Consider the following 24,794-nt stretch of genomic DNA (forward strand, 5'->3'; position numbering starts at 1 on the left):
ATGGGTGCAAACCTAGAAATAACAAAAAAATTACAAAATTATATTAACGATTTTGGTTTAAAATTACACCCAGTTCAACAAGAAATAATTGATTATAATAATACACTAGGTGATATCAAGAGGATGCAAGTTGATCCATCCCAATGTCATTTTTTTCATTTAATTATAAAGATCACAAATATTAAAAATGTACTAGAAATTGGAACCTTTACAGGACTTAGCGCACTTTCAATTTTACTTGCTCTACCTGATAACGGAAAACTTATAACACTCGATAAAAATGAAGAAACAAATAAGGTTGCTTTAAATTTTTTTAAAAAAGCCAAACAAGATCATAAAATTAAAACAATAATAAAGCCAGCTCTTGAAAGTTTAAATGAACTAAAAAATACTAAATTTGATATGGTTTTTATTGATGCGGATAAGATGAATTATAAAGAATATTATGAAAGATCATTAAAGTTAATTAACAAGAATGGGTTAATAATTATTGATAATGTCTTATGGCATGGTGAAGTAGCAGATGAAGATAATCTAGATAAATATACAGTGAATATTAGAGAATTTAATAATCATGTATCTAACGATAAGAGAGTAGAGCAAATTATAGTACCTTTGGGGGATGGGATGACTATCTGTAGAGTTTTATAATGTTTGAAGTATTAGGATTTTATAAATTTATAAAAATAAAATCATTAAAAAAAAATAAAGTTTTACTCCAAGATTTTTTAATAAATAAAAAGATTAGAGGAACTATTATTATTGCTCACGAAGGTATTAACGGATCTATATCTGGAAAATTAAAAGATATAAAAAGTACTATTCATAGATTAAAAAAAATGTTTTCTTTTAAAGAATTCGATAACAGCAATAACTCTAAAAGTTCATTTCAGCCATTCCATAAACCTAAAGTTAAAGTTAAAAAAGAAGTTGTGCCAATGAATTTAATTTTAAATTCTAAAGAAAGAAATTTAGAAACTCATTTAAATCCAAATGAATGGAATAAATTAATCAAAAAAAAAGATACTCACATAATAGATACAAGAAAACATTTTGAATATAATGTAGGAACATTTAAAAAATCAGTAAATCCTAATGTTAAAAATTTTAGGGATTTTCCAAAATATTTAAATAAATTAAAAAAAGATAAACCTGTAGCTATGTTTTGTACTGGCGGTATTCGATGTGAAAAAACATCAGTATATTTAAAGAAAAAGGGCTTTAAAAATATCTATCAATTGAATGGTGGTATTTTAAATTATCTTAAAAAGATCAAGAAGAAAGATAGCATGTGGAAAGGTGAGTGTTTTGTTTTTGATAACAGAATTAGTCTCAAGCATGGTCTTAAAGTAGGAAGTTATTTTATGTGCAGTGGATGTAGAAAGCCAATTAACTCTAAAGATAAAAAATCTAAAAAATATGAGGAGGGTGTTTCATGTCCAAATTGTCACGATAATTTAACAGAAATTCAAAAAGAACGATTTAGAATGAGACAAAAACAAATAAATCTTGCTAAAAAGACTGGTTCAAAGCATATATTCCAAAAAGAATTTAAATAGAAATAAATTGTCAAAAAAAATAAATTTAACAAAAGATCCTATCTGGGATCTCTTAAGAAAAGTAACAATACCTGCAAGTGTAGGATCGTTATTCCAAACGTTTTATAATTTAGTTGATACTTGGTTTGCAGGTAAAATATCTGCTGAAGCTATAGGAGCAATCGCTAAGTCATTTCCAATATATTTTACAATTATTGCAGTTGGCGTTGGTATAGGGGCTGCAACAAATTCAATAATTGGAAATTCTATAGGTGAAAAAAAAGAACGTATAGCTTCAATGTATATTGCTCAATCGTTAATTTTTGCTTTATTCATCTCTATATTGGTAACTCTTTTTGGTCTGAATGCTTCAAATTTTTTACTAGGCATTATGGGTTCTGATATTTCAGGGATAGCACTTACTCGGGAATATCTAGATATTATTTTTTATGGAACATTTATTGTACTTATACAAATATCTTTAAATGGCACTCTCAATGCTCAAGGGGATACTAGGAGTTATAGAAATGTATTAATTTTTAGTTTCTTTTTAAATATTTTTTTAAACCCATTATTTATATGGGGTTATGGCTTTATACCAGGATTTGGGATCGCAGGTCTTGCGATTGCCACTGTTATATCTCAGTTATTAGGTACAATATATTTGGCCTACAAAGTTAATCAATGCAAAATAAGAAAATATTTAAAACTAGTATGCTTTATTCCTAAATTTGATTATTTAAATGCATTAACAAAACAATCCATCCCAGTAATGTTTAGCATGCTGTTTATTGGTGTTGGAATTTTTAATATTTTATATTTTATAGGTAAATTTGGAGATTTAGCTACAGCAGGATATGGTGCAGCTTTAAGAGTTGAACAAGTTTTTTTATTACCAGTAATTGGCTTAAATACAGCAGTACTATCTATTGGCGGACAAAATTTTGGTGCAAAAGAATATAATAGAATTAGAGAGCTTTATTCAAAGGCTCTTTTATTTGGATCATCATTTATGGTTGCAGCAGGTATAATATTATTTTTTGGTGCAGAATTTTTTGTCTCACAATTTACAGATAATCCAGAGGCTATTATTTATGGTGCGATATATCTTAAGATTGCAGCTTTAATTGGCCCAATTTACCCAGTATTCTTTATTACAACCGCTGTGTTTCAAGCATTAAAGAGACCTATATACAGTTTGTATTTAAGTATTTTACGATTAACAGCATTTCCATTTCTTTCTTTGTGGTATGTTATTAACATAAGAGGTGGTGATTATACTGATATATTTTATACAATAATGGCTACTAATTGGGTAATGGGTATTGCTCTAATCATATTCATTGGATATTTCTTAAACAATGTATTTAAGCAAAAGAAAAGTCATTTTAGTTACTAGTATTTCAGTATTAGTATTTTTTTTTACTTACACTGATATCAAATCACAAGATATTAGAATAACAGATGGTGATACTATTAAATTAAATGGAGATAATATTAGATTTAGTGGCATAGATACTCCAGAGTTAAAACAAACATGTATTAAAAATGACATAAAAATCTTATGTGGATTAAATGCTAAAAGAATCCTTGTTGATAAAATTGGAAATAACAAAGTGACTTGTGTAAAAGAAGGTAAAGATCGATACAAAAGAATACTAGCAGAATGTTTTGTTAATAATGAGAGTTTATCAAGTTATTTAGTTCGAAGTGGTTATGCATTTGCTTATAGAAAATACTCTAAAAAATTTATATCTGATGAAGAATTTGCTAAATCTAATAAACTTGGAATGTGGTCAATGGAATTTGACTATCCATGGGATTGGAGAAAAAAAAATTAATATTTAATCTTTTTTTAAATTTTTTTCTAATTTTCTAACAAAGAAAGAAACAATTAAGATTAAAACCAAATATTCTAATATCAAAAAAGTATAAATTTCTAAAGGACGATAAGTTGTGACAACTAATTCATTTGCTTTTCTAGTTAAATCTCCAATACCAATTATTGATACTAATGAAGACATTTTTAAGACATATACAAACTGATTTCCTATCGCTGGCAATATATTTTTTATTGCTTGAGGTAAAATTACCAATCTCAATCTTTTGAAAAAATTTAAGCCTAGTGAGCTTCCAGCTTCCCATTGAGCTTTTTTTATTGAATTTATGCCTGCTCTAAAGATTTCAGCCTGAAATGCACTTTCACTTATTGCTAGAGCAATTATCCCAGAAACAAATGGACTAAAGCTAATCCCAGTCATTATTGGCAATCCATAATAGATCCACAAGATTAAGACTAATAGTGGTACAGCTCTTACAATCTCAACATAACCAATATTAATATAAGTTAAAAATTTATTTTTAGCTAGAGAGGGAATAGCAACTATTAGTCCAAGAAACATAGATATAATAATTGATACTACTGATATATAAATAGTAGTTGTTAAACCGCTTAATAAGAATTTTAGATTTGTTAATCCTTCAATATTATTTGGAGAAATTATAAACCATCCCAATTCTTGATCTGTACAAGAAGAGAGCGGAATAATTAAAAGTAAAAAAAAAATATTTTTCACTCTTAAAGTTATAGAGAATTAAATAGTAATATCTAACTGATTATAAGCTTTTAAGATTATACTTGGATAATAGTTTTGCAAAAAAACCAGAATTTTTTTTCTTCTCAATCCATTTACTCACATAATCATTCCAAACAGTATCACTTTTTGGCACCATCATTGCTAAAAAGGCAGGATTTTTTTCACCATCCTGTACTATTGCTAGCTGAGGATATTTGATAACTAATTTATTTGCTTCAGTCGAACTTGTAATATTTCCATCAGCTCTACCTGCTAAAACTTCCTGAAAATCTCTAGCTGGAGCTTCAACAGATTTTAATGTTGAATTAGGAAAGAATTCCTTAGCTTTTTGCTCTTGAGAGGTTCCTAATGTAGTGGCTATCTTAACACCATTTTTATTTAAAGAGTCCCAAGTTGGAAATTTGTTTAAATTCTTTTTAAGAACAAGTGGAACTGTACCATATTTATAATATGTAGATGTAAATCCAGCTACTTCAGCTCTTTTTGCAGTTTTAGTAACACTTGTTGAAATATCATACCTACCTGAAGTGATTCCAGAAACTATTGTTTTCCATTCAGTTGGTACAAAAGTTACTTTAACACCCATATCTTTTGCTAATTCGTTCATAACATCTATGTCAAAACCTTTATATTTATTTGTAGCGGGATCTTTCATTGTCATTGGATCCCAGTCTCCTGTAGTTCCAACTTTTAATTCACCAGATGCTATTATTTGATCTAATTTTGACTCTGCGTTAACTGATAAGGGTAAAAGCACTAAAAGTGCAAGCAAGATTATTTTTTTCATAATGTCTTTTAGCTTAAAATTAGGAATAAAAAACTCTATAACCTTGACGCACTATCATTTATCCAAGAACATAAATGTTCTGAAAATGAACGTCTAACAAATAAATTAACTAAGTTTTCATCTTTATGATGCACAATAACATCTATGTTATTTAGTAAAGTCTGTGTTGTAGAACCCTTTTTTTCTTTAAATTCATTAAAATTAAAAGGACTACCTGAGGCAAATAATTCAAAAATATTTTCTCCTTTTAATTCAAGTAATACTAATTGATCAGTTACATCAGTAACTGCACCTAAATTAGTTTTAGAAATACTATTATATAACATCTCCTCTAATTCATATATATTGCTATCTTTTTGAATCTTTTCATTTGAAAAGACCATCCATTCATCTGGACTTAACCAGATTGAGGTAAGTTTATCACTTGAAGATGAAGTGTTGGCTTCTGTTGGTAATATCATATTTAAGTTTTTACCAACTGATGTAAAAAATTCTCTTTTTTTTCCTCTTAAATTAAGTTTCATAATTGGAGAAATTTCTTTAATTGATAAACCATTATGGTTTATTTCATCTTTTAAAATACTGTTATAATTAAGCATTTAACCTCTTATTTCCTTCATCAAAAAAAACTGGATTAGCAACAGTTACATTGATTGTCTTAGTTTCCATTGGAATAAATAATTTTTTACCAATCATATCTTTTCCACCCCTAACAACTGCTAAAGCAATAGATTTATTTAGATTTGGACTAAAATAACTAGAAGTTACATGACCTAACATTTGAACAGGATTTTGATTTAATTCAGATACAATTTGAGCACCTTCTTCCAAAACTATGTTTGGATCATCAGTTAACAATCCAACTAATTGTTTTCGATCTTCTCTCATTGTATCAGATCTATAGAGAGACCTTTTGCCAATAAAATCATATTTCTTTTTACTAACTATCCAATCCATTTGAAGATCAATAGGCGTCATTGTTCCATCTGTATCTTGACCGACTATAATAAAACCTTTCTCAGCCCTTAGTAAGTGCATTGTTTCTGTTCCATATGGAGTAATGTTAAATTCTTTACCTGCTTCTATACATTTTTCCCAAAGTGATTTACCAAAACTTGCTTGAATATTAATTTCATAACTAAGCTCACCTGTAAAACTTATTCTCATAACTCTGCATTTAATGTTATTAATTTTCGCCTCTTTAAATGACATGTGAGGAAAACTTTCATCAGAAAAATCTAGATCAGGAAATATTTTTTTTAATATCTTTTTACTATTAGGTCCACAAACACTAGCTGTAGAATAATGGTCAGTAACTGAAGTTAAATATACATCCAGTTCAGGCCATTCAGTTTGTAGATAATCTTCAAGTTTCCCCAAAACATTAGCGGCACCACCTGTTGTAGTGGTCATTAGATAATGGTTTTCTCCTAACCTGGTAGTAACACCATCATCATAAACCATTCCATCTTCGTTAAGCATTAAACCATATCTACATTTACCAATGGCAAGTTTTGACCAGGCATTAGTGTAAACCCTATTTAAAAATTCAGAAACACCACTTCCTTGAATATCAATTTTACCTAGTGTAGATGCATCTAAAATCCCAGCACTTTCTCTTGCAGCTTTACTTTCTCTTTGTACCGCTTGATGCATAGTTTCTCCATTACTAGGATAATACCAACCTCTTTTCCATTGACCAACATTTTCAAATTCAGCTTTATTTTCAATATGCCAATCATTCATTGCTGTTCTTCTAAATATATCAAAATATTCTCCAACATTACGCCCAACAATAGTTCCAAAAGTTAAAGGAGTGTAGGGAGGCCTAAAGGTTGTAGTACCAAGTTCACCCATTTTTACTCCTGCAGTGTCAGCTATTATTCCAAGGGCATGCATATTACCAAGTTTACCTTGATCTGTTCCCATACCGGTTGTTGTATATCTTTTTACATGTTCAATTGATCTAAAACCCTCACGTAACGCTAATTTAATATCTTTTGCGGTTGCATCATTTTGATAATCCACAAACGGTTTTGTTTTTCCAATAGCTTTATCAGATGGAAGTAACCAAATATTTCTTTTAGAAGTTTCTTCCTCGCTCTCTATAGTAATATTATCAAAATCAGTTTGTTCTATTTTTAAAAATTCTTTTAGTTTAATTGACAATTCGTTAATTATTTCTTTTAAATCAAAACTTCCATTACAGGAACCAACACTAATTTGATCTGAAGGATATTTATTTGGTAAAAATATATTGTTATCTTCATCAAATTTCAATTTTCCTCCCGACTGGGTAAATAAGTGTACAGCTGGTGTCCAACCACCCGCAACTCCCAAACAATCACATGAAATATTAATTCTATTACCAGTTACAGTCATTCCATCGTTTGATAATTTCATTATTGAAATATTATTTAATCTTTTATATCCATTAGTATCAACGACAGTATGTGACCAATAAATTTTAATTCCTACCTGTTCAACAGCTTTAACAATTTTTGAATTTGAATTATTTCTAATATCTATAATGGCATCAACTTTGATTCCTTTGTTGAATAAACATAATGCACTTTCATACGCACTATCATTGTTTGTGAAGAACACATTTTTTTCACCACATTTAACACCAAAGAAATCAGCATATTTTTTTACAGCTGTTGACAACATTATTCCTGGTCTGTCATTGTTATTAAAAACAAGTGGTCTCTCTAAAGCACCTGTTGCAAGAATTACTTTTTTAGCTCTTATTTTTAAAAGTCTTTGTCTTACTTTATTATTTTTATCTTTTTTTTCTAAATGATCTGTTAAATTTTCTCTAGCTAATAAATAATTATATCCATGATATGCTGCTACACTTGTTCTCGTTTTAACTTCTAGATTATCAATATTCTTAAGCTCATTTATTTCTTTTTTGATCCAATCAGATGAACTTTGATTATCAATTTTATTAAACTCTCTATTTTGGTAAATGGTTGCACCACCTAACTCGTTTTTTTCTTCAATCAATAAAGTTTTTAAGTTATTTTTAGCTGCATTTTTTGCAGCTAATATTCCTGATATACCTGCTCCAACAACCAGAACATCACAATGTATATTTCTATGATCGTAAATATCTGGATCTTTTTCTGCTGGTGATTTACCCAAACCAGCTGAGTGTCTAATGAAAAATTCATATTTTTCCCAAAAGCTAGCTGGCCACATGAAAGTTTTATAATAAAAGCCTGCAGGTAAAAATGGAGAAATTAGATTATTTATTCCACCAATATCAAAATTTACGTTTGGCCAACAATTTTGGCTTGAAGCTTCCAAACCTTCATAAATTTCAACTTCTGTAGCTCTAACGTTAGGTTCTGTCCGATTTGTGTTATCATTAACTTGAACAATGGCATTCGGTTCTTCTGAACCAGCCGTCATAATTCCTCTTGGTCTATGATATTTAAAACTTCTTCCTACTAAATGAACATCATTAGCGAGTAGGGCGGATGCTAATGTATCACCTTTAAATCCATAATATGTTTTACCATTAAACTTAAACGAAACTCTATGTGTTTCATCTATATATTCGCTAGATTTAACTCTTAAATTTGCTGACATATTATTTTAGCGGTGGTTTTTCCCCCATTTTATAAACTAATTTGATTTCGTCATTAGAAGTGTCTCTGACCATATTGAACCACTTTCTACATCCATGTGTATGGTTCCATCTTTCAAACTGAACACCCTTTATATTTTTTCTCATAAATAAATACTCTGCCCATTCATCATCACTTAATTCTGTAGGTTGTTTTGGTCTTTCTATGTGTGCTTCACCACCAGCCTTAAATTCTTGCTGATCTCGCTCTCCACAATAAGGACAATTAATTACGAACATTAGTGAGCGACAGCTGCTGCCCCATGTTCATCAACAAGATCACCACTAACAAATCTATTTAAATTAAATGCAGCATTAAGTTTATGTGGCTCATCATTTGCAATTGTATGAGCAAATAAATCTCCTGATCCTGGAGTTGCTTTAAATCCACCAGTACCCCAACCACAATTAAAATATAAACCTTTAATTGAAGTTTTACTTAATATTGGACTAGCATCAGGGCAAATATCAACTATACCTCCCCATTGTCTTAACATTCTCATTCGGCTAAAAATTGGATAAAGTTCTAATATAGCATTAAGTGTACCTTCAACTATTTGATGACTTCCTTTTTGAGAATAAGAGACATAATCATCTGTTCCTGCACCTATGACAAGCTCACCTTTATCAGATTGACTAACATAAGCGTGAACAGCATTTGACATTACAACAGTATCAATAATTGGTTTAACTGGTTCAGAAACTAAAGCTTGTAATGGTTTACTTTCCAAAGGTAGTCTTAACCCTGCCATGTTTGCTATCACACTTGAGTGACCTGCGGCTACGACTCCAACTTTGTTAGTTTTAATGAATCCTTTAGTTGTTTCAATTCCCTCTACACTATCACCATTTCTTTTAATTCCTTTTACTTCACAATTTTGAATAATATCTACACCCATCTCATCAGCACCTCTAGCGTAACCCCAAGCAACAGCATCATGCCTTGCAGTACCAGCTCTTCTTTGAAGTGTTCCACCTAAGACAGGATATCTTATATTAGGTGAAGTATTAATAATTGGGCAAAATTTTTTAACTTCTTCAGTATTTAAATAAACTGCATCAATTCCATTTAATCTATTAGCATGCGTTCTTCTTTTTAAGTCTCTTACATCTTGTAGATTGTGAGCAAGGTTCATTACACCTCTTTGACTAAACATAACATTGTAGTTTAATTCTTGTGATAAATCTTCCCATATTTTTAATGCATGGTCATATAGACCAGCACTCGCATCCCATAAATAATTTGATCTTATGATTGTTGTGTTACGACCAGTGTTTCCACCACCAATCCAACCTTTTTCAACAACAGCAATATTTCTCATATTGTGTTTCTTTGCTAAATAGTAAGCAGTTGCTAATCCATGACCACCACCACCAACAATTACAGCATCATATTCTTTTTTAGGTTGTGGGTCTTTCCATGCTTTTTGCCAATTTTCATGATAGCTAAAAGCATTTTTAATTAGCGAAAATATCGAGTATTTGTTTTTCATTATTCGCAATAATTACTTTATAAATATTGAATATTCAATACAATCAGTTATATCAATGTCGCAGTGGAAGAGTGGGTGAGAGGCTGAAACCAGTCGTTTGCTAAATGACCGTGCGAGGAAACTTGTACCGAGGGTTCGAATCCCTCCTCTTCCGCCATTAATATAGAGGCTGATCTTTGAAGAAGTTTTTCATAATTATAGGTTTTTTTTCTAATATATATCTATAGACGTTATAGTTTTCCAATACACGCTGCACATAGTTTCGAGTTTCTCTAAATTTAATTAACTCAACCCAATCAACATAATCAACCTGTTTTTTTTGCGGATCTTTATTAATTTTTTTCCAATATTTAACTCTATTAGGACCCGCGTTGTAAGCAGCTGTTGCAAATGGGTACGCTCCATCATACTGAAGTATTAATCCAGCAATATAATGAGAACCCAAATTAATGTTATATTCTGGATCAGTAGTTAATCTTGATTTTGAATATGGAAGTTTGGCTTGCTTTGAAACAAGTTTTGCAGTGTAAGGCATTAATTGCATTAATCCTTTAGCTCCCGCATGGCTATTTGCACTTAAATCAAATTCACTTTCTTGTCTAATAATTGATAATATAAATGCGCTTTCAGGAATTTTTCGGCCGTTAATAGTTTTAGGCGTACTTATAATTGGATAATTAAATTGGTTATGAAATCTTTTTTGATAAGAAGCTATTTTAGAAACTTGAATTGCAAAATCATATCTTTCAATACTAGTAGCTAATTCAGCGGCAAGTATTTCACTTCCTCTTTTAATGTTATCATTTGCAAGATGTCTTAAAATATATTTTGTATATTTATCTTTCTTAAGTTCATCTAGTAGATAAATTATCTTAACTAACTCTTTGTTGTAAAAAATATATCTATATTTATTATCAACCTCCATACTATCATTAAGTGTAAATTTGCCATTAGGATTCAATTTTAAAAACGCTAACTGGCCATAATAAGTGGTGAGATACTTTGATGCTTTTTGATACCATTTAAGTGATTGTTCTTTATTACCTAGTTTTTCATAAGTTCTTCCAAGCCAAAAAGCACCTCTAGATGTACTAATTGGATAACTGACATTTTTATAAAAATTATGAAAATGATCTTTTGCTATTAAAGGATCATTTAAAAAACTTAAAGCTATCCATCCACTCATCCATTCAGCTTCAGCAAATTCTGCACCCGCAGTCATACCGTGCTCACTGGTAATTTTGTAAGCTATTTCATATTTTTTTTTATAAATTAATTTTCTAGAAATTATTTCACGCTCTTTCCACCATTTTTCTGGCATCACTAAATAATCTTTATCATTTTTAATTTTCATTAAAATTTCAACAGAGGAGTCAACACGCCCTTTTTTTCTTCTCCATTTTAAGCGATCATAATTTAAGCCAGCATCATTTTTTAATTTTTCTGGAACGTTTTTAATTGCTTGATCAACCCCGTAACCTTTACTCATTAAGATATGCCTCGCGGTATACAAAAGTTCATAATCTTTAGGTAAATATCTAGTTAATCTTCTTAGATCCCAATATTTATTATTCCAAGCTAAATAATCTGCTCTTTTGATATAATCATCTGCATTGAGATATTTTTTAAATTTTTTTCTAAAAAATTTTAATTCATTTTTTGATATTTTTGCTGTTATCCATCCTTTTTTAATTAGATTTATTCCTTTTGTTTTTTCACCTGTTAATATGAAACTTTCTCCTAATATCATTTGTCCATATCCACTTAGCGGATCTTTACCAGTAAACCATTTGATAATTTTTTTTGGAGATACTTTTGATGTTGATAATTTGTGCTCTGCTAAATATCTTAATCTATCTATTCTTGGATATTGATTATTACGATCTATAAAAACCTTATAATCATAAAAAGACGCCTGATTTCCTGTTGTTAGAAGGTATCTCCACTTAATAAAATTATATATAGATTTATCTTTCGCTTTTTTTGCAATTTTTAATGAAGAAGTCCATCTACTTTTTTGCATTTCAGATATTGCTTTTCTTGCAATATTGAAATCTTTTTTGCTGTAATATTTTGAAATTTTGACACTACGAGATGTAGTGACACCAGGTATTGAAGGTTTCTTTTTAGGAATTTTGAATGATAGTTTTTTATCTTTTGTATCTTTAACTGTTTTTGTAATTTTTTTTTCAACGATTTTGATTTCTTTAATTTTTTTTGGTTTTTTAATTGGTAAAAGAATATTTTGTGTTAATTTTTTTACTATTTCTTCATCAGTTAACGATGGCTTTTTTAAAGGAACTAGTATCGTTGTTTCAGCTGAAAGATTATTAATATTTACTATGATGGATATTACCAAACTGATAAATAATAATTTTTTAAGCATAATCTTTTAGTATATGAATCTATAAACTATGTTATAAGTATTTATGTTCAAAGGATCAAATGTTGCTTTAATTACTCCATTTAAAAATAATGGTCTTGATGAGGAAGCTTATATAAAATTAATCCATTTTCATATGGATAATGGAACTAGTGGATTGGTACCTGCCGGAACAACAGGGGAGTCTCCAACACTTAGTCATGACGAACATCAAAGAGTTATTGATTTATGTATCAGAGAAAGCAAGGGTAAAATACCTGTAATAGCTGGAACAGGTTCTAATTCAACAGAAGAAGCAATTTCTCTTACTTCACACGCTGAGAAAGCTGGGGCAGATGGAGCACTAATTGTAACGCCTTATTATAATAAGCCAACACAGGAAGGTTTGTATCAACATTATAAAGCCATAAATGATAAATGTGGAATACCAATAATCATTTATAATATACCAAGTAGATCTGTAATTGATATGTCTGTTGATACAATGGCTAGACTATTTGAATTAAAGAACATTGTTGGCGTAAAGGATGCAACTGGAAATTTAGATAGAGTAGATCAACAATTATCAAAGATGGGTAAAGAGTTTATTCAAATGACTGGAAATGATGAAAATGCTTTTGAGTTTAACAAAAGAGGGGGAGTAGGTGCAATTAGTGTAACTGCAAATATTGCTCCAAAACTTTGTTCAGATTTTCAAAAATTTTCAGTTTCGCAAAATGAAAATGATATAATAGAAGCTAAAAAAATAGATAATATTTTACAGCCTGTTCATGATGCAATGTTTGTAGAGAGCAATCCAAGCCCTGTAAAATTTGCAGCTAAATTGATGAATTTAAGTGATGATGAAGTTAGACTGCCACTGGTCAAGGTAACTGATAACACTCAAAAAATTGTTAGAGAAACACTGCAGTCTGCAAAATTGATTTAATGAACAAAAAGACCAACTCTGGTTTAAAAATAATCTGTTTAAATAGAAAAGCTAGTTTTAACTATTTTTTTGAAGATCTTTTGGAGGCAGGAATAGTTTTAAAAGGTTCGGAGATTAAATCAATCAGAGACGGCAAAGTTAATATAGCTGAGTCTTATGCTGTAGAAAAAAATGGAGAATTGATTTTAATTAATGCTCATATAGCTCAATATAAGCAGGCAAGTTATTCGAGTCACAATCCAACAGATGAAAGAAAACTTTTGCTTAATAAGAGAGAAATAAACAAATTAATTGGCAAAATGCAAAGAGATGGCTTTACGATAGTTCCAACAAAAATGTATTTTAAAAAAGGTAAAGCCAAAATTGAGTTAGCTGTTGCAAAAGGAAAAAAACAATTTGATAAAAGAGCAACAAAAAAAAATAGAGATTGGAACCGTGACAAAGCTAGATACATCAGGAAAACAAGCTAGAATAACTTATTTAGGAATAGGTTCTAATCTAGGTAATAAAAAAGATAATATTGAAAAAGCTAAATCTCTTTTAATTGAAAACAATATAAATTTAATTTCAGTATCAAGTTATTATAATACTCCTTCATGGCCAAATCCAAAAAATCCTGATTTTATAAACATAGTTGTTAAAGCTAAATGTGCTCATGAACCAGAAATATTATTAGGCATATGTAAATCTATTGAGTCTAAGTTAGGAAGAAAAAAAACTCCAAAAAATTCTCCACGTGAGTGTGATATTGATATAATTGATTTTGATGGAAAAATCACCAGAAATGGTTTAATCCTTCCACATAAAATGATGCATCTAAGAAACTTTGTACTTATCCCATTATTTGAGATCGAAAATAATTGGTGTCATCCATTAACGAAGACTAATATCAAAAAATTGATTTTTTCCTTACCAAATAAAGACATTAGGTCTATTAAACAAATTTGATTTAATGTTATAATTAAATATGCTCAATTCAAATGAATTAATAAATAAAGTAAAAGGATATAATAAATTTTTAAATCCAGAGAGACTAGATAAAGCTTATAATTTTGCAGTAAAAGCTCATCAAAATCAAAAAAGAGCATCTGGTGATCCTTACTCAGTTCATCCAATTGAAGTGGCAAATATTCTTACAGATCTAAAATTAGATAGTGCAACTATCACAACAGGGTTATTACATGACACCATAGAAGATACTTTTGCTACCTATGATACAATTAAAACTGAATTTGGTGATGAAGTTGCTGAATTAGTAGATGGAGTTACGAAGATATCAGTATTTGAAAATACAGCTGGTGCTAACTCAAAAGTAGAAAACTTTAGAAAATTAATTTTAGCTACATCAAAAGATATAAGAGTTTTATTAGTTAAAATTGCAGATCGTCTTCACAATATGAGAACGATTAAAGCGATACCTAAAGAGGACAAAAGAAAAAGAATAGCACAAGAAACTATGGAAATTTATGCTCCATTGGCTGATAGAATGGGAATGCACAGAATTCGAGATGAATTAGAAGATTTGTCTTTTGAAATTTTAAATAATGATGCAAGAAAATTAATCAAGATAAGACTTGATGAAATCAAATTAGATAAAAAAGACATTTTTGAGGAACTTTCATTTGAATTAAGTGAAATTTTAAATGACAATCATATCAATGCTGAAATTTATGGGAGAGAAAAAACGCCTTTTTCAATTTGGAGAAAGGTTCAGAAAAAAAGAGTATCTTTAGAACAAGTTACTGACATCATTGGTTTTCGTATAATTTTAAAGAATATAGATGATTGCTACAAGACATTAGGTATATTTCATAAAAAATGGAATTGTATACCTGGGAAGTTTAAAGATTATATCTCTTCACCAAAAATTAATGGATATAAATCTATACATACAGCAGTAATAGGTTCTAATAAAAAACCCATCGAAATTCAAATAAGAACAAATGAGATGCATGAATTCGCTGAAAGAGGAGTTGCATCACATTGGCAATATAAATCATCTGAAAGATTTAATTCATTAAGCTGGAAAGAATATGATTGGTTAAAAGATTTAGTAGAAATTATTGAAAAAAATGAAAATCCTGAGCATTCATATGAATACACTAAACTTCAAATGTTTCAGGAAAATGTATTTTGTTTTACACCTAAAGGCTCTGTAATAAAATTACCAAAGGATGCAACACCAATAGACTTTGCGTATGCTGTTCACACTAAAATTGGCAACACTGCAATTGGATGTGAAATAAATGGAAATAAATCAGAACTACAAGATATTTTGAGAAATGGTGATAGAGTTAATATAATTACCTCTAAAAATCAGTCACCGTCATTACACTGGATACCTACAACAAAGACAGGTAAGGCTAGAGCGGCCATAAGAAGATACTGGCATGATAAGGGTGAGCAAAAAGAAGAAAGAATAAAAAAATACAACACAACACTCTGGATTTCACTTCCTGATCAACCTGGTCAATTAGGTGATATTAGCTCACTCATAGGAAGCCATAAACTTAACATATCTAATGTTGAGATGGTGGGTAAAAATCCAAAATATATTAATTTTAAATTTAAATTGATAATTACTAATCTTAAAAATTTTACTAATTTTATTGCAGAGCTTAAACAAAAGGGTATAAAATTTAAGATAATTAGACACGAAGATAAAAGAAATGCTTTCACTCAAAAAATCCTTAAATATTTTAAAAAAGACTAATGCTTTATTAGAGGGCCATTTTGTATTATCTTCAGGTCTACATTCTTCGAAATATATTCAATGTGCAAAACTTTTAAGTCATCCAAATTTAGCACAAAAAATATGTAAATCACTAGCCAACAAAATAAAAAAAAAATATAGAAAAATTGATCTAATATTAGCTCCAGCCATGGGTGGAGTTATAATTGGTTATGAAATAGGAAAACTTTTGAAAAAAGAAACAATTTTTTGTGAAAGAGTAAATGGGAAGTTTATTCTAAGAAGAGGTTTTAATATAAGAAAAGGTTCAAGAGTTTTAATTATTGAAGATGTAATAACCACAGGAAAGTCTAGTTTAGAATGTGTTAAATTAATAAAAAAAGCTAATGCTAAACTTATTGGTTTTGCCTCTATAATTGATAGATCAACAAAAAAAACATTAAAAATAAAAACTGAAATTATATCTCATTTGAAGATTGATGTTCCAACTTTTAGTAAAAAACAATTACCAAATAATCTAAAATCAATTCCTATTTCAACACCCGGGAGTAGATTTATTAAGTGAAAAGATTAGGTGTAAACATAGATCATATAGCAACAGTAAGAAATGCAAGAGGTGAAAAGCATCCAGACCCTTTTTTTGCTGCATCTCAAGTTGTTAAAATGGGTGCTGACTCAGTAACTATTCATTTAAGAGAAGATAGAAGACATATTAATGATGCTGATGCAAAAAAAATTTGTAAGCTAAAAAATATTTTTGTTAATCTTGAAATATCAATGGATGATAAAATTGTTAAAAATGCTCTTAGAATAAAACCTAACTATATCTGTATTGTTCCTGAAAATAGAAAAGAAATAACTACTGAAGGGGGATTGAATTTAACCAAGAATAAAAAAAAATTAAAAACAATAATTGAAAAATTCAAAAAAGTTAAAATTCGTACAAGTTTATTTATAAATCCAACAATTAAAGATATTAAACTTTCAAAAGAATTAAATGTAGACTGTGTAGAGATACATACTGGAAGAATTTCAAACTTAGTTAAATTAAAAAAGAAATATAATACAGAATTTAGTAGAATAAAAAAAAGCTCAATCTTAGCAAATAAACTAAATATCGAAGTTCATGCTGGCCATGGACTTGATTATAAAACAACAAAAATACTTAATAAAATTAACGAAATTCAAGAATTCAATATCGGTCACTTCATTATTGGTGAGTCTATTTTTTATGGTCTATCTAAAGTTATTAAAAAATTTAAGAAAATATTAAAAAATTAATTTATGAGAATTGTAGGAATCGGTGTTGATATTATCGAAAATAAAAGAATTAAAAATTCATTAAAAAATTTAAAGTTTAGAAAAAGGATTTATAGTACTAAAGAATTAGCTCAATCATCCTTATCCAAAAATAAAGTTGGTTTTTTTTCTAAAAGATTTGCTGCTAAAGAGGCCTTTGCAAAAGCTTTAGGCACAGGTTTTAGTGGTAATCTCAACTTTAAAGATATTGAAATTGTTAATGATAAAAAGGGAAAACCTTACTATTTGAAATCAAAAAAAATTTCAAAGATCATTCATAAAAATTTTAATATTAAGAAATATAACTGTTTTCTATCAATTTCAGACGAAAAAGATTATTCAACTGCATTTACTATAATTCAATCAATATGAAATTAGATAAAAATTTTTTTTCAGAAAATATTAAGACTCTTTTTTACGCTTTAATAATAGCAGTTATAATCAGATCTTTGTTAGTTCAACCTTTCTATATTCCATCATCTTCAATGGAACCAACATTGCTTGTAGGGGATAGACTATTTGTAACCAAATATTCCTATGGTTATAGCAAACATTCATTTCCATTTAGCCCACCATTATTTAAGAATAGAATAATTTTTAGCTCACCTGAAAGAGGAGATGTAATTGTCTTTAAAACACCTGCTGACAATAGAACTGATTATATTAAAAGATTAATTGGACTTCCTGGTGATAAAATTCAATTTATAGATGCAAATTTATACTTAAATAACAGTGAAATTTTAAAATCAAAAATTTTAAATAAGACTAAAATTTATTGTGGTAGTAGATCAATCGATGTTTATAAATTTGAGGAAAAATTACCAAACGGTAAAAAGTTTCACACGGTTTATTTAAAAGATTACACTTATCAAAACTCAGATGTATTTACTGTGCCAAAAGACCATTATTTTTTTCTAGGAGATAACAGAGATTGTTCAAAAGATAGTAGATATTTAACAAGCGTTGGTTATGTTCATAAAAATAATTTAGTTGGTAAGGCGCAATTTATTTTTTTTTCTTCTGATAAAAAAATTGGGAGCATGTTTGCATTCTGGAAATGGCATAAATCCATAAGATTTAATAGAACTTTTAATAAGATTAATTAATGAAAAAAAATTATCAAAGTTTAGAAAAAAAAATTAATATCAAGTTTAAAAATACAAATTTATTAATTCAATCGCTTACTCATAAAAGTCATAATTCGCTTAAAAATAACGAAAAAATTGAGTTCTTAGGTGATCGTGTTCTTGGATTAGTTATAGCAAAAAAACTTTTAGAAATTTATCCTGATGAAAAAGAAGGCATATTAGATAAAAAATTTGCCTCTCTAGTAAATAAGAGAACTTGCTTAGAAATAGCCAAAAATATAAATCTAGAAAAATACATATTAACTTTTAATCTTAATAATAAAAAAATAAAAATTGAAGACAAAATCATTTCTGATTGTTGTGAGGCTTTAATTGGAGCATTATATCTTGATAAAGGATTAAACATTACTGAAAAAATAATATTAGATTTATGGAAAAATCATATTAAGAAAAGTGTAGTTACACAAATTGATGCAAAGACTAAATTACAAGAATTAGCGTTAAAAAATTTCAAGAAACTTCCAATTTATAAACTTATTTCAAATACAGGTCCACGACATAAGCCATTGTTTAAAGTTGGAGTTAAACTTCCTAATACTAAATATTTTATTGCACTTGGTAAATCAAAAAAAGATGCTGAACAAAATGCTGCAATTGAGTGTCTGAAAAATGTTAAGTGATTGAAAAATGAATTGGATCGATGAAGGTTTTTTAATAAAAAAGAATAGATATAGTGAAAATTCCTTAATCGCTGAAATTTATACTAAAGATCACGGTAAGATAGTTGGCATAATATTTGGTGGAACCTCTAAAAAGATCAAAAATTATTTACAAATAGGTAATAAGTTACATGTAAATTTTAATTCTAAAAATGAAAATAAGATTGGATATTTCAAAGTTGAAATTTTACAAGCTTATAGTCCGCTATACTTTGATCACAAACAAAAGCTTTCATGTATTATTTCAGCAGTTAATTTAATTAAAATTTTAACAGCAGAGTCTCAAGCTAATTTAAAGATTTATAAAACAATTGAGAATTTTTTTATGATTCTAAAAGATAATGACTGGCTAAAAAAATATGTATTTTGGGAATTAGAATTACTCAAACTCTTAGGATACGATCTTGAATTAGAGAATCTAGTTGAAAAAGATATAGTTAAAAATGAAACAGTGTATTATGTAAGTTCTTCAACTGAAAAAAAATATGTTCCAAATTTTTTAATTGAAAAAGATATTGAAGTTAGTGATATTAAAATTTTATTAAGTGGTTTGAGATTAGTTGGAGATTATCTTGATAAAACCATTTTGAAACCAAATAATCTAAATTATCCAAATAGCAGATTATTATTTTTAAATTCTTTTAAATAATTATTTTATTATTTTATCAATTCTATCTGCGTAATAACTAACAATAGCATTTGCACCAGCTCTTTTAAATCCGACTAAACTTTCATATATAATGTCTTCATTAACTAATTTTTTCTGTATCGCATTATCAATTAAACTATATTCTCCTGAAACTTGATACGCAAACACAGGTATTTTAAATTTTTCTTTTACTGATTTAATAATATCTAAATAGGGCATACCTGGTTTAACCATCACCAGGTCCGCACCTTCTTTAATATCAAGTGCTACCTCTCTCAACGCTTCATCACTATTTTTAAAATCCATTTGATAAGTTTTTTTATCACCTTTTAATGATCCTTTCGAACCTACAGCATCTCTAAATGGTCCATAAAAACTTGAAGCATATTTTGCTGCATAAGACAAAATTTGAACATCTTGATAATTTGATTTATCCAAGGCTTTTCTAATTTTTCCAATCCTGCCATCCATCATATCAGAAGGAGCCAATACATCACATCCCATCTCTGCTTGTAATAAAGATTGATTGATTAAAACTTCTATCGTTTCATCGTTTATAATTTGATTTGATTTAATTAATCCATCATGACCATGTGACGTGTATGGATCAAGAGCTACATCACACATTATCCCAATTTGATTTTTATATTTTTTTTTAATTTCCAGGATGGCTTTGCAAACTAAATTATTTTCATTTAACGATTCTGACCCAATTTCATTTTTTAAACTATTTTTAGTTTTTGGAAAAAGAGCTACCATTGGAATACCTACTTTTAGCGCTTTATCAATGATTTGAGATAATCTATTAATTGTGTATCTATACACTCCAGGCATTGTAGATATTGACTGTTTTTTATTAGATCCATCAATTAAAAATACAGGCAAAATAAAATCATTTGCAGTAAGTGTATTTTCTTGGATCAGTCTTCTAGACCATGATTGTTTTCTAGTTCTTCTTAGTCTTAAGCTAGGATATTTTCCAGTAATCATGTTTTAATTTTCTTCCAAATTGCGTCAAATGTAATATACACATATACAATAAAAAGGGTACAAAGCAATCACGATGAGTATTGAAAATTCTAAAGTTATTGATTTAAATCTAAAAAAAGATGAGAGGATATTAAACTTTTGTGATTTTCAAAAACAAGAAGTAAATTTTGATATAAATAAATTACAAGAAGCCTACCATCAAATTGTAAAAATAAAAAAATTTGAAGATGCTGGTGTAACACACTTTGGCGCTATATCTTTAACACAAATTCCTGGAGACCCAGATTCTATTAAGGGCAATAAAGCTCGAGGAATTTTTTGGACCAAACCTGATAAATCAGGAAAAGAAGTTACAAGAGACGAGATGATTGATGAGTCAGCATATTCTGAATTTGTAAAAGATTATGAAAATACTTATTTTAAACATGTATATGATGTTTTATCATCAAAATATAAATTAGGTAGAATGAGGATTCTGCTTAAAGAGCCAAGGTCAACATTAAGTTGGCATAGAGACCCTGAACCAAGACTGCATATTCCAATAATTACAAACCCTGGATGTATAATGGTCATAGATAGTGTTGCAAAGCATATGCCTGCAGATGGATCAGTTTGGATTACTAATAACACTAAATATCATAATGCGTTTAACGGTGGCGAAGAGAACAGAATTCACTTAGTCGCTTGCGTATTAGACTATAAATTTAATTAATTTGAGAAAAATATTTATTGCATCTGATCATGCTGGATTTGATTTGAAAGAAGTAATCAAAGAATATCTCTCAAAAAAAAAATTAGCTTTTCAAGATTTAGGACCAGATAATGATAAAAGTGTAGATTATCCTATATATGCACATAATGTCGCAAAAAAAGTAAAAGTTAACAAAAACAATGTTGGAATTTTAATTTGTGGTTCAGGAACTGGTATGAATATTACAGCAAATAAACATAAAAATATACGTGCAGCTCAATGTTTTAATTTGAAATCAACTAAATTATCAAGATTGCATAATGATGCAAACATCATTACATTAGGGTCTAGATTAATAACAAAAAAAAATGCCTTGAATTTTATTGGTATTTTTTTAAAAACTAAATTTGAAGGTGGCAGACACTCTAAAAGAATAAGGAAAATTTAAATATGTCTAGTGAAAAAAATTACTTAAATGATCATTACAAAAGTTTTTTTGAAGATAGTTTATCAAAAAAAGATCCAGAATTACATAAGGCTATTCAAGATGAATTATTACGACAACAACAACATATTGAGTTAATAGCTTCAGAAAACATAGTTTCACAAGCAGTATTAGAAGCACAAGGTTCAGTTCTTACAAATAAATATGCTGAAGGTTATCCAGGAAAAAGATATTATAATGGATGTGAGCATGTTGATGTTGCTGAAGACTTAGCAATAGAGAGATTAAAAAAATTATTTAATTGCAAATTTGCAAATGCCCAACCTCATTCTGGCGCCCAAGCTAATGGAGCTGTATTTTTAGCTTTATTAAGTCCTGGAGATACTTTTATGGGAATGAGTTTAAATTCAGGCGGACATATTACTCATGGACTTAAAATTTCAATGTCAGGTAAATGGTTTAATGCAATAGGTTATGATGTAGATAAAGAGTCGGAACTTATAGATTATGATAATGTAGAAAAACTTGCATTAGAACATAAACCAAAATTAATTATAGCTGGAGGTAGCGCTTATTCAAGAGTAATTGATTTTAAAAGATTTAGAGAAATTGCAGATAAAGTTGGTGCTTACTTAATGGTTGATATGGCACATTTTTCTGGTTTGGTTGCTGGAAAAGGATATCCAAATCCTTGTGATCATGCTCATGTTGTAACATCTACAACTCACAAAGTATTTAGAAGTGCTAGAGGTGGAATAATTTTGACTAATCATGAAGACTTAGCAAAAAAATTTAATACTGCAGTGTTTCCTGGATATCAAGGTGGACCTTTAATGCATATTATAGCAGCAAAGGCTGCTGGATTTTTAGAAGCTCTTCAACCTGAATTTAAAGATTATATTCAATCAGTACTCGCTAATGCTAAAATGTTAGCTGAAACATTAAAAAATAATGGTTTTAAAATTTATTCAGATGGAACCGATACTCACTTAATGCTTGTTGATTTAAGACCCTACAATGTTAAAGGAAATTTAGCTGCTGAGAGTTTATCAAGAGCTAATATAACTTGTAATAAAAATGGTATTCCATTTGATACTGAAAAACCTATGATAACCTCTGGTATAAGACTTGGCACACAAGCAGCTACAACAAGAGGTTTTGGTTTAAATGAGTTTAAAACAGTTGGAGAGTTAATTACCAAAACGTTAAAGGGTTTATCTGAAAATCCGACAGATAATAGTAAAATAGAAGATGAAGTAAGAAATGAAGTTATATCTTTAACTTCGTCGTTCCCAATATATAAAAATTTATAAAAATGATATGTCCTTGTAATAAAAAAGGAGACACATCAGTTGTAGATTCTAGACCAACAGAAGATGGAACAGCTATAAGAAGAAGGAGATTGTGTGTATGTGGTGAAAGATTTACCACATTTGAAAGAATTCAGATTAGAGAATTGATGGTTGTTAAAAAAAATGGAAGAAAATCATCTTTTGATAGAGATAAATTATCTAAATCAGTTTATATAGCGCTCAAAAAAAGACCAATAGACACTGAAACTGCTGAAAAATTTATTAGTAAAATTTCACGAGCACTTGAGGAATTAGGACAAAGTGAAATTTCTACAAACACAATAGGGACTATGGTTATGGAAGGACTAAAAGAATTAGATCCAGTTGCATATGTTCGTTTTGCATCAGTTTACAGAAACTTTAGAGAAGAAAAAGATTTCGTTCAATTCGTGGACAAGCTTGATGTCTACAAAAAAAGATAAATTTTCAATTAAAGATAAATTTTTTATGGATCTTGCTTTAGATTTAGCAAGATCTAATGAAGGACTAACTGGAACCAACCCATCAGTTGGTTGTATTATTGTTAAACACGATAAAATAATTTCAATTGGACAAACATCTTACAATGGTAGACCTCATGCTGAAGTTAATGCAATTAAAAACAGTATTGAAAATCTAAATGATGCAACAATGTATGTAACATTAGAACCATGCTCTCATCATGGCGTTACACCTCCTTGCACAAGTTCAATAATAAAATCAAAGTTAAAAGAGGTTATTTATTCAATTATTGATATTGATCAGAGAGTTAAAGGCAAAACATATAAAATATTAAAATCGAAAAAAATTAAAGTTCGAACAGGTTTATTAAAAAAAAAAGTTAAACAATTTTATACTCCATATTTTTTTAACAGGCAGAAAAAATTACCATATGTTAGTGGTAAAATTGCAATTTCAAAAAATAATTTAATTTTTAGTAAAAAAAATAGAAAAATTACCAATATAAAATCTGATAAATTTACACATTTTTTAAGATATAAAAATGACTCTATATTAATTTCATATAGAACCTTAAATAAAGACAACCCAAAATTAAATTGCAGATTAAAAGGTCTAGAAAAATTTTCTCCAAAGAGAATTATTTTAGATAATAAATTAAAAACAAATACAAATAGCTATTTATTCAAAACAGCGAATAAAGAAAATACTATTTTTTTTTATAATGAAGCCATTAAGTCAAAAATTTTAGAGTTTAAAAAAAATAAGATCACAGTATTAAAATTAAATATTGATAACAATAAAAGATTTAATCCTTCGATAATTTTTAAAAAACTTTATACTTTAGGATGCAGAAACGTCTTAGTAGAAGGAGGGGATGAACTCACTAAAAATTTTGTAAGTAATAAAATATTTAATCAGTTTTTTTTATTTAAAGGTTCTAAAGATTTATCAAAATCATTTGAATTTAAGGAATTTAGTGGATTAAAAATTTTAAAAAAGAATTATAAAAAAAGGTTGAAAATCAACTCTAATTTTGGAAAGGATACAATAACTTTGTATAAAAATTAA

The 24,794-nt window shown here is 28.6% G+C and carries 27 protein-coding genes and 1 tRNA gene; 20 read left to right on the forward strand and 8 right to left on the reverse strand.

All coding sequences use genetic code 11. The features are described from left to right. Genes PB7211_RS04710 through PB7211_RS04725 form a run of 4 tightly spaced genes read left to right on the forward strand, consistent with a single transcriptional unit; the run spans position 1 to position 3,379 of the window. Positions 1 to 651, forward strand: a complete 651-nt coding sequence (locus tag PB7211_RS04710) for an O-methyltransferase (protein ID WP_008544813.1) — start codon at positions 1 to 3, stop codon at positions 649 to 651. After that, the gene (trhO, locus tag PB7211_RS04715; RefSeq protein ID WP_008546062.1) at positions 651 to 1,559 is read left to right on the forward strand and encodes an oxygen-dependent tRNA uridine(34) hydroxylase TrhO; all 909 of its coding nucleotides are present in this window, start codon (positions 651 to 653) and stop codon (positions 1,557 to 1,559) included. The genes PB7211_RS04710 and trhO overlap by 1 nt, the downstream gene beginning before the upstream one ends. Before the next feature lie 7 nt (positions 1,560 to 1,566). Next, a complete protein-coding gene (locus tag PB7211_RS04720) occupies positions 1,567 to 2,937 on the forward strand; it encodes an MATE family efflux transporter (RefSeq protein ID WP_008545454.1) in 1,371 nt (456 codons plus the stop codon). Next, complete coding sequence (locus PB7211_RS04725) at positions 2,900 to 3,379, forward strand: thermonuclease family protein (protein ID WP_008545589.1); 480 nt, start codon at positions 2,900 to 2,902, stop codon at positions 3,377 to 3,379. Before PB7211_RS04720 ends, PB7211_RS04725 begins: the two co-directional genes overlap by 38 nt. Positions 3,380 to 3,382: 3 nt before the next feature. Here PB7211_RS04725 and PB7211_RS04730 read toward each other — a convergent pair whose 3' ends face one another. From PB7211_RS04730 to PB7211_RS04755, 6 genes are read right to left on the reverse strand one after another with little or no spacing between them, the layout of a single operon-like run. Continuing rightward, the gene (locus PB7211_RS04730; protein ID WP_008545477.1) at positions 3,383 to 4,114 is read right to left on the reverse strand and encodes an amino acid ABC transporter permease; all 732 of its coding nucleotides are present in this window, start codon (positions 4,112 to 4,114) and stop codon (positions 3,383 to 3,385) included. Positions 4,115 to 4,154: 40 nt separating this feature from the next. After that, a complete protein-coding gene (locus PB7211_RS04735; protein ID WP_008544966.1) occupies positions 4,155 to 4,922 on the reverse strand; it encodes a transporter substrate-binding domain-containing protein in 768 nt (255 codons plus the stop codon). Between the two features lie 35 nt (positions 4,923 to 4,957). Then, a complete protein-coding gene (locus PB7211_RS04740; RefSeq protein ID WP_008545425.1) occupies positions 4,958 to 5,521 on the reverse strand; it encodes a sarcosine oxidase subunit gamma in 564 nt (187 codons plus the stop codon). Continuing rightward, entirely contained in the window at positions 5,514 to 8,519 is a 3,006-nt protein-coding gene (locus tag PB7211_RS04745) for a sarcosine oxidase subunit alpha family protein (protein ID WP_008546031.1), read from the reverse strand. Before PB7211_RS04745 ends, PB7211_RS04740 begins: the two co-directional genes overlap by 8 nt. 1 nt (position 8,520) lies before the next feature. Beyond that, positions 8,521 to 8,796, reverse strand: coding sequence for a sarcosine oxidase subunit delta (locus PB7211_RS04750; protein WP_008544926.1), 276 nt, complete (start codon positions 8,794 to 8,796; stop codon positions 8,521 to 8,523). Then, positions 8,796 to 10,049 (reverse strand): sarcosine oxidase subunit beta family protein, encoded by a 1,254-nt coding sequence (locus tag PB7211_RS04755; RefSeq protein WP_008545991.1) that lies wholly within the window; start codon positions 10,047 to 10,049, stop codon positions 8,796 to 8,798. The genes PB7211_RS04750 and PB7211_RS04755 overlap by 1 nt, the downstream gene beginning before the upstream one ends. Positions 10,050 to 10,114: 65 nt before the next feature. Here PB7211_RS04755 and PB7211_RS04760 point away from each other — a divergent pair. Further along, positions 10,115 to 10,206 (forward strand) — tRNA-Ser (locus PB7211_RS04760). On the opposite strand, the gene PB7211_RS04765 is transcribed toward PB7211_RS04760, so the two are convergent. Next, complete coding sequence (locus tag PB7211_RS04765; protein ID WP_008544662.1) at positions 10,207 to 12,435, reverse strand: lytic transglycosylase domain-containing protein; 2,229 nt, start codon at positions 12,433 to 12,435, stop codon at positions 10,207 to 10,209. Positions 12,436 to 12,478: 43 nt separating this feature from the next. Between PB7211_RS04765 and dapA the strand changes: the two genes are divergently transcribed. The 10 genes from dapA to recO are packed head-to-tail and all read left to right on the forward strand — an operon-like array spanning position 12,479 to position 19,807. Next, positions 12,479 to 13,360 (forward strand): 4-hydroxy-tetrahydrodipicolinate synthase, encoded by an 882-nt coding sequence (gene dapA, locus PB7211_RS04770; protein WP_008545982.1) that lies wholly within the window; start codon positions 12,479 to 12,481, stop codon positions 13,358 to 13,360. Then, a complete protein-coding gene (gene smpB / locus PB7211_RS04775) occupies positions 13,360 to 13,830 on the forward strand; it encodes an SsrA-binding protein SmpB (RefSeq protein WP_008544744.1) in 471 nt (156 codons plus the stop codon). The genes dapA and smpB overlap by 1 nt, the downstream gene beginning before the upstream one ends. Continuing rightward, positions 13,796 to 14,308, forward strand: a complete 513-nt coding sequence (folK, locus tag PB7211_RS04780) for a 2-amino-4-hydroxy-6-hydroxymethyldihydropteridine diphosphokinase (RefSeq protein ID WP_008544586.1) — start codon at positions 13,796 to 13,798, stop codon at positions 14,306 to 14,308. The genes smpB and folK overlap by 35 nt, the downstream gene beginning before the upstream one ends. Before the next feature lie 19 nt (positions 14,309 to 14,327). Further along, positions 14,328 to 16,073, forward strand: coding sequence for a bifunctional (p)ppGpp synthetase/guanosine-3',5'-bis(diphosphate) 3'-pyrophosphohydrolase (locus tag PB7211_RS04785; RefSeq protein WP_008545372.1), 1,746 nt, complete (start codon positions 14,328 to 14,330; stop codon positions 16,071 to 16,073). Next, entirely contained in the window at positions 16,030 to 16,617 is a 588-nt protein-coding gene (gene pyrE, locus PB7211_RS04790; RefSeq protein ID WP_008545878.1) for an orotate phosphoribosyltransferase, read from the forward strand. Before PB7211_RS04785 ends, pyrE begins: the two co-directional genes overlap by 44 nt. After that, positions 16,614 to 17,333 (forward strand): pyridoxine 5'-phosphate synthase, encoded by a 720-nt coding sequence (locus PB7211_RS04795; protein ID WP_008545859.1) that lies wholly within the window; start codon positions 16,614 to 16,616, stop codon positions 17,331 to 17,333. Before pyrE ends, PB7211_RS04795 begins: the two co-directional genes overlap by 4 nt. A 3-nt stretch (positions 17,334 to 17,336) precedes the next feature. Beyond that, complete coding sequence (acpS, locus tag PB7211_RS04800; protein WP_008544686.1) at positions 17,337 to 17,723, forward strand: holo-ACP synthase; 387 nt, start codon at positions 17,337 to 17,339, stop codon at positions 17,721 to 17,723. Further along, positions 17,720 to 18,457, forward strand: coding sequence for a signal peptidase I (gene lepB, locus PB7211_RS04805; RefSeq protein ID WP_008545891.1), 738 nt, complete (start codon positions 17,720 to 17,722; stop codon positions 18,455 to 18,457). Before acpS ends, lepB begins: the two co-directional genes overlap by 4 nt. Continuing rightward, positions 18,457 to 19,119 (forward strand): ribonuclease III, encoded by a 663-nt coding sequence (gene rnc / locus PB7211_RS04810; RefSeq protein ID WP_008544166.1) that lies wholly within the window; start codon positions 18,457 to 18,459, stop codon positions 19,117 to 19,119. Before lepB ends, rnc begins: the two co-directional genes overlap by 1 nt. A gap of 7 nt (positions 19,120 to 19,126) precedes the next feature. Next, entirely contained in the window at positions 19,127 to 19,807 is a 681-nt protein-coding gene (gene recO, locus PB7211_RS04815) for a DNA repair protein RecO (RefSeq protein WP_034399029.1), read from the forward strand. Here the strand turns inward: recO and hemB are convergent, their stop codons facing one another. After that, positions 19,808 to 20,797, reverse strand: a complete 990-nt coding sequence (gene hemB / locus PB7211_RS04820; protein WP_008545711.1) for a porphobilinogen synthase — start codon at positions 20,795 to 20,797, stop codon at positions 19,808 to 19,810. It abuts the gene before it with no gap. 73 nt (positions 20,798 to 20,870) lie between these two features. Here hemB and PB7211_RS04825 point away from each other — a divergent pair, with 73 nt between their 5' ends. From PB7211_RS04825 to ribD, 5 genes are read left to right on the forward strand one after another with little or no spacing between them, the layout of a single operon-like run. Beyond that, the gene (locus PB7211_RS04825) at positions 20,871 to 21,509 is read left to right on the forward strand and encodes an aspartyl/asparaginyl beta-hydroxylase domain-containing protein (RefSeq protein ID WP_008544553.1); all 639 of its coding nucleotides are present in this window, start codon (positions 20,871 to 20,873) and stop codon (positions 21,507 to 21,509) included. A gap of 1 nt (position 21,510) precedes the next feature. After that, complete coding sequence (rpiB, locus tag PB7211_RS04830; protein WP_008544835.1) at positions 21,511 to 21,936, forward strand: ribose 5-phosphate isomerase B; 426 nt, start codon at positions 21,511 to 21,513, stop codon at positions 21,934 to 21,936. A gap of 2 nt (positions 21,937 to 21,938) precedes the next feature. Beyond that, positions 21,939 to 23,246 (forward strand): serine hydroxymethyltransferase, encoded by a 1,308-nt coding sequence (gene glyA / locus PB7211_RS04835; protein WP_008544307.1) that lies wholly within the window; start codon positions 21,939 to 21,941, stop codon positions 23,244 to 23,246. Positions 23,247 to 23,248: 2 nt separating this feature from the next. Further along, on the forward strand, positions 23,249 to 23,707 hold the full coding sequence (gene nrdR / locus PB7211_RS04840) for a transcriptional regulator NrdR (protein WP_008544570.1): 459 nt from the start codon (positions 23,249 to 23,251) through the stop codon (positions 23,705 to 23,707). Beyond that, on the forward strand, positions 23,688 to 24,794 hold the full coding sequence (ribD, locus tag PB7211_RS04845) for a bifunctional diaminohydroxyphosphoribosylaminopyrimidine deaminase/5-amino-6-(5-phosphoribosylamino)uracil reductase RibD (RefSeq protein WP_034399032.1): 1,107 nt from the start codon (positions 23,688 to 23,690) through the stop codon (positions 24,792 to 24,794). The genes nrdR and ribD overlap by 20 nt, the downstream gene beginning before the upstream one ends.

Origin of the sequence: Candidatus Pelagibacter sp. HTCC7211, from assembly GCF_000155895.1 — a bacterium.
Lineage (GTDB): Bacteria > Pseudomonadota > Alphaproteobacteria > Pelagibacterales > Pelagibacteraceae > Pelagibacter.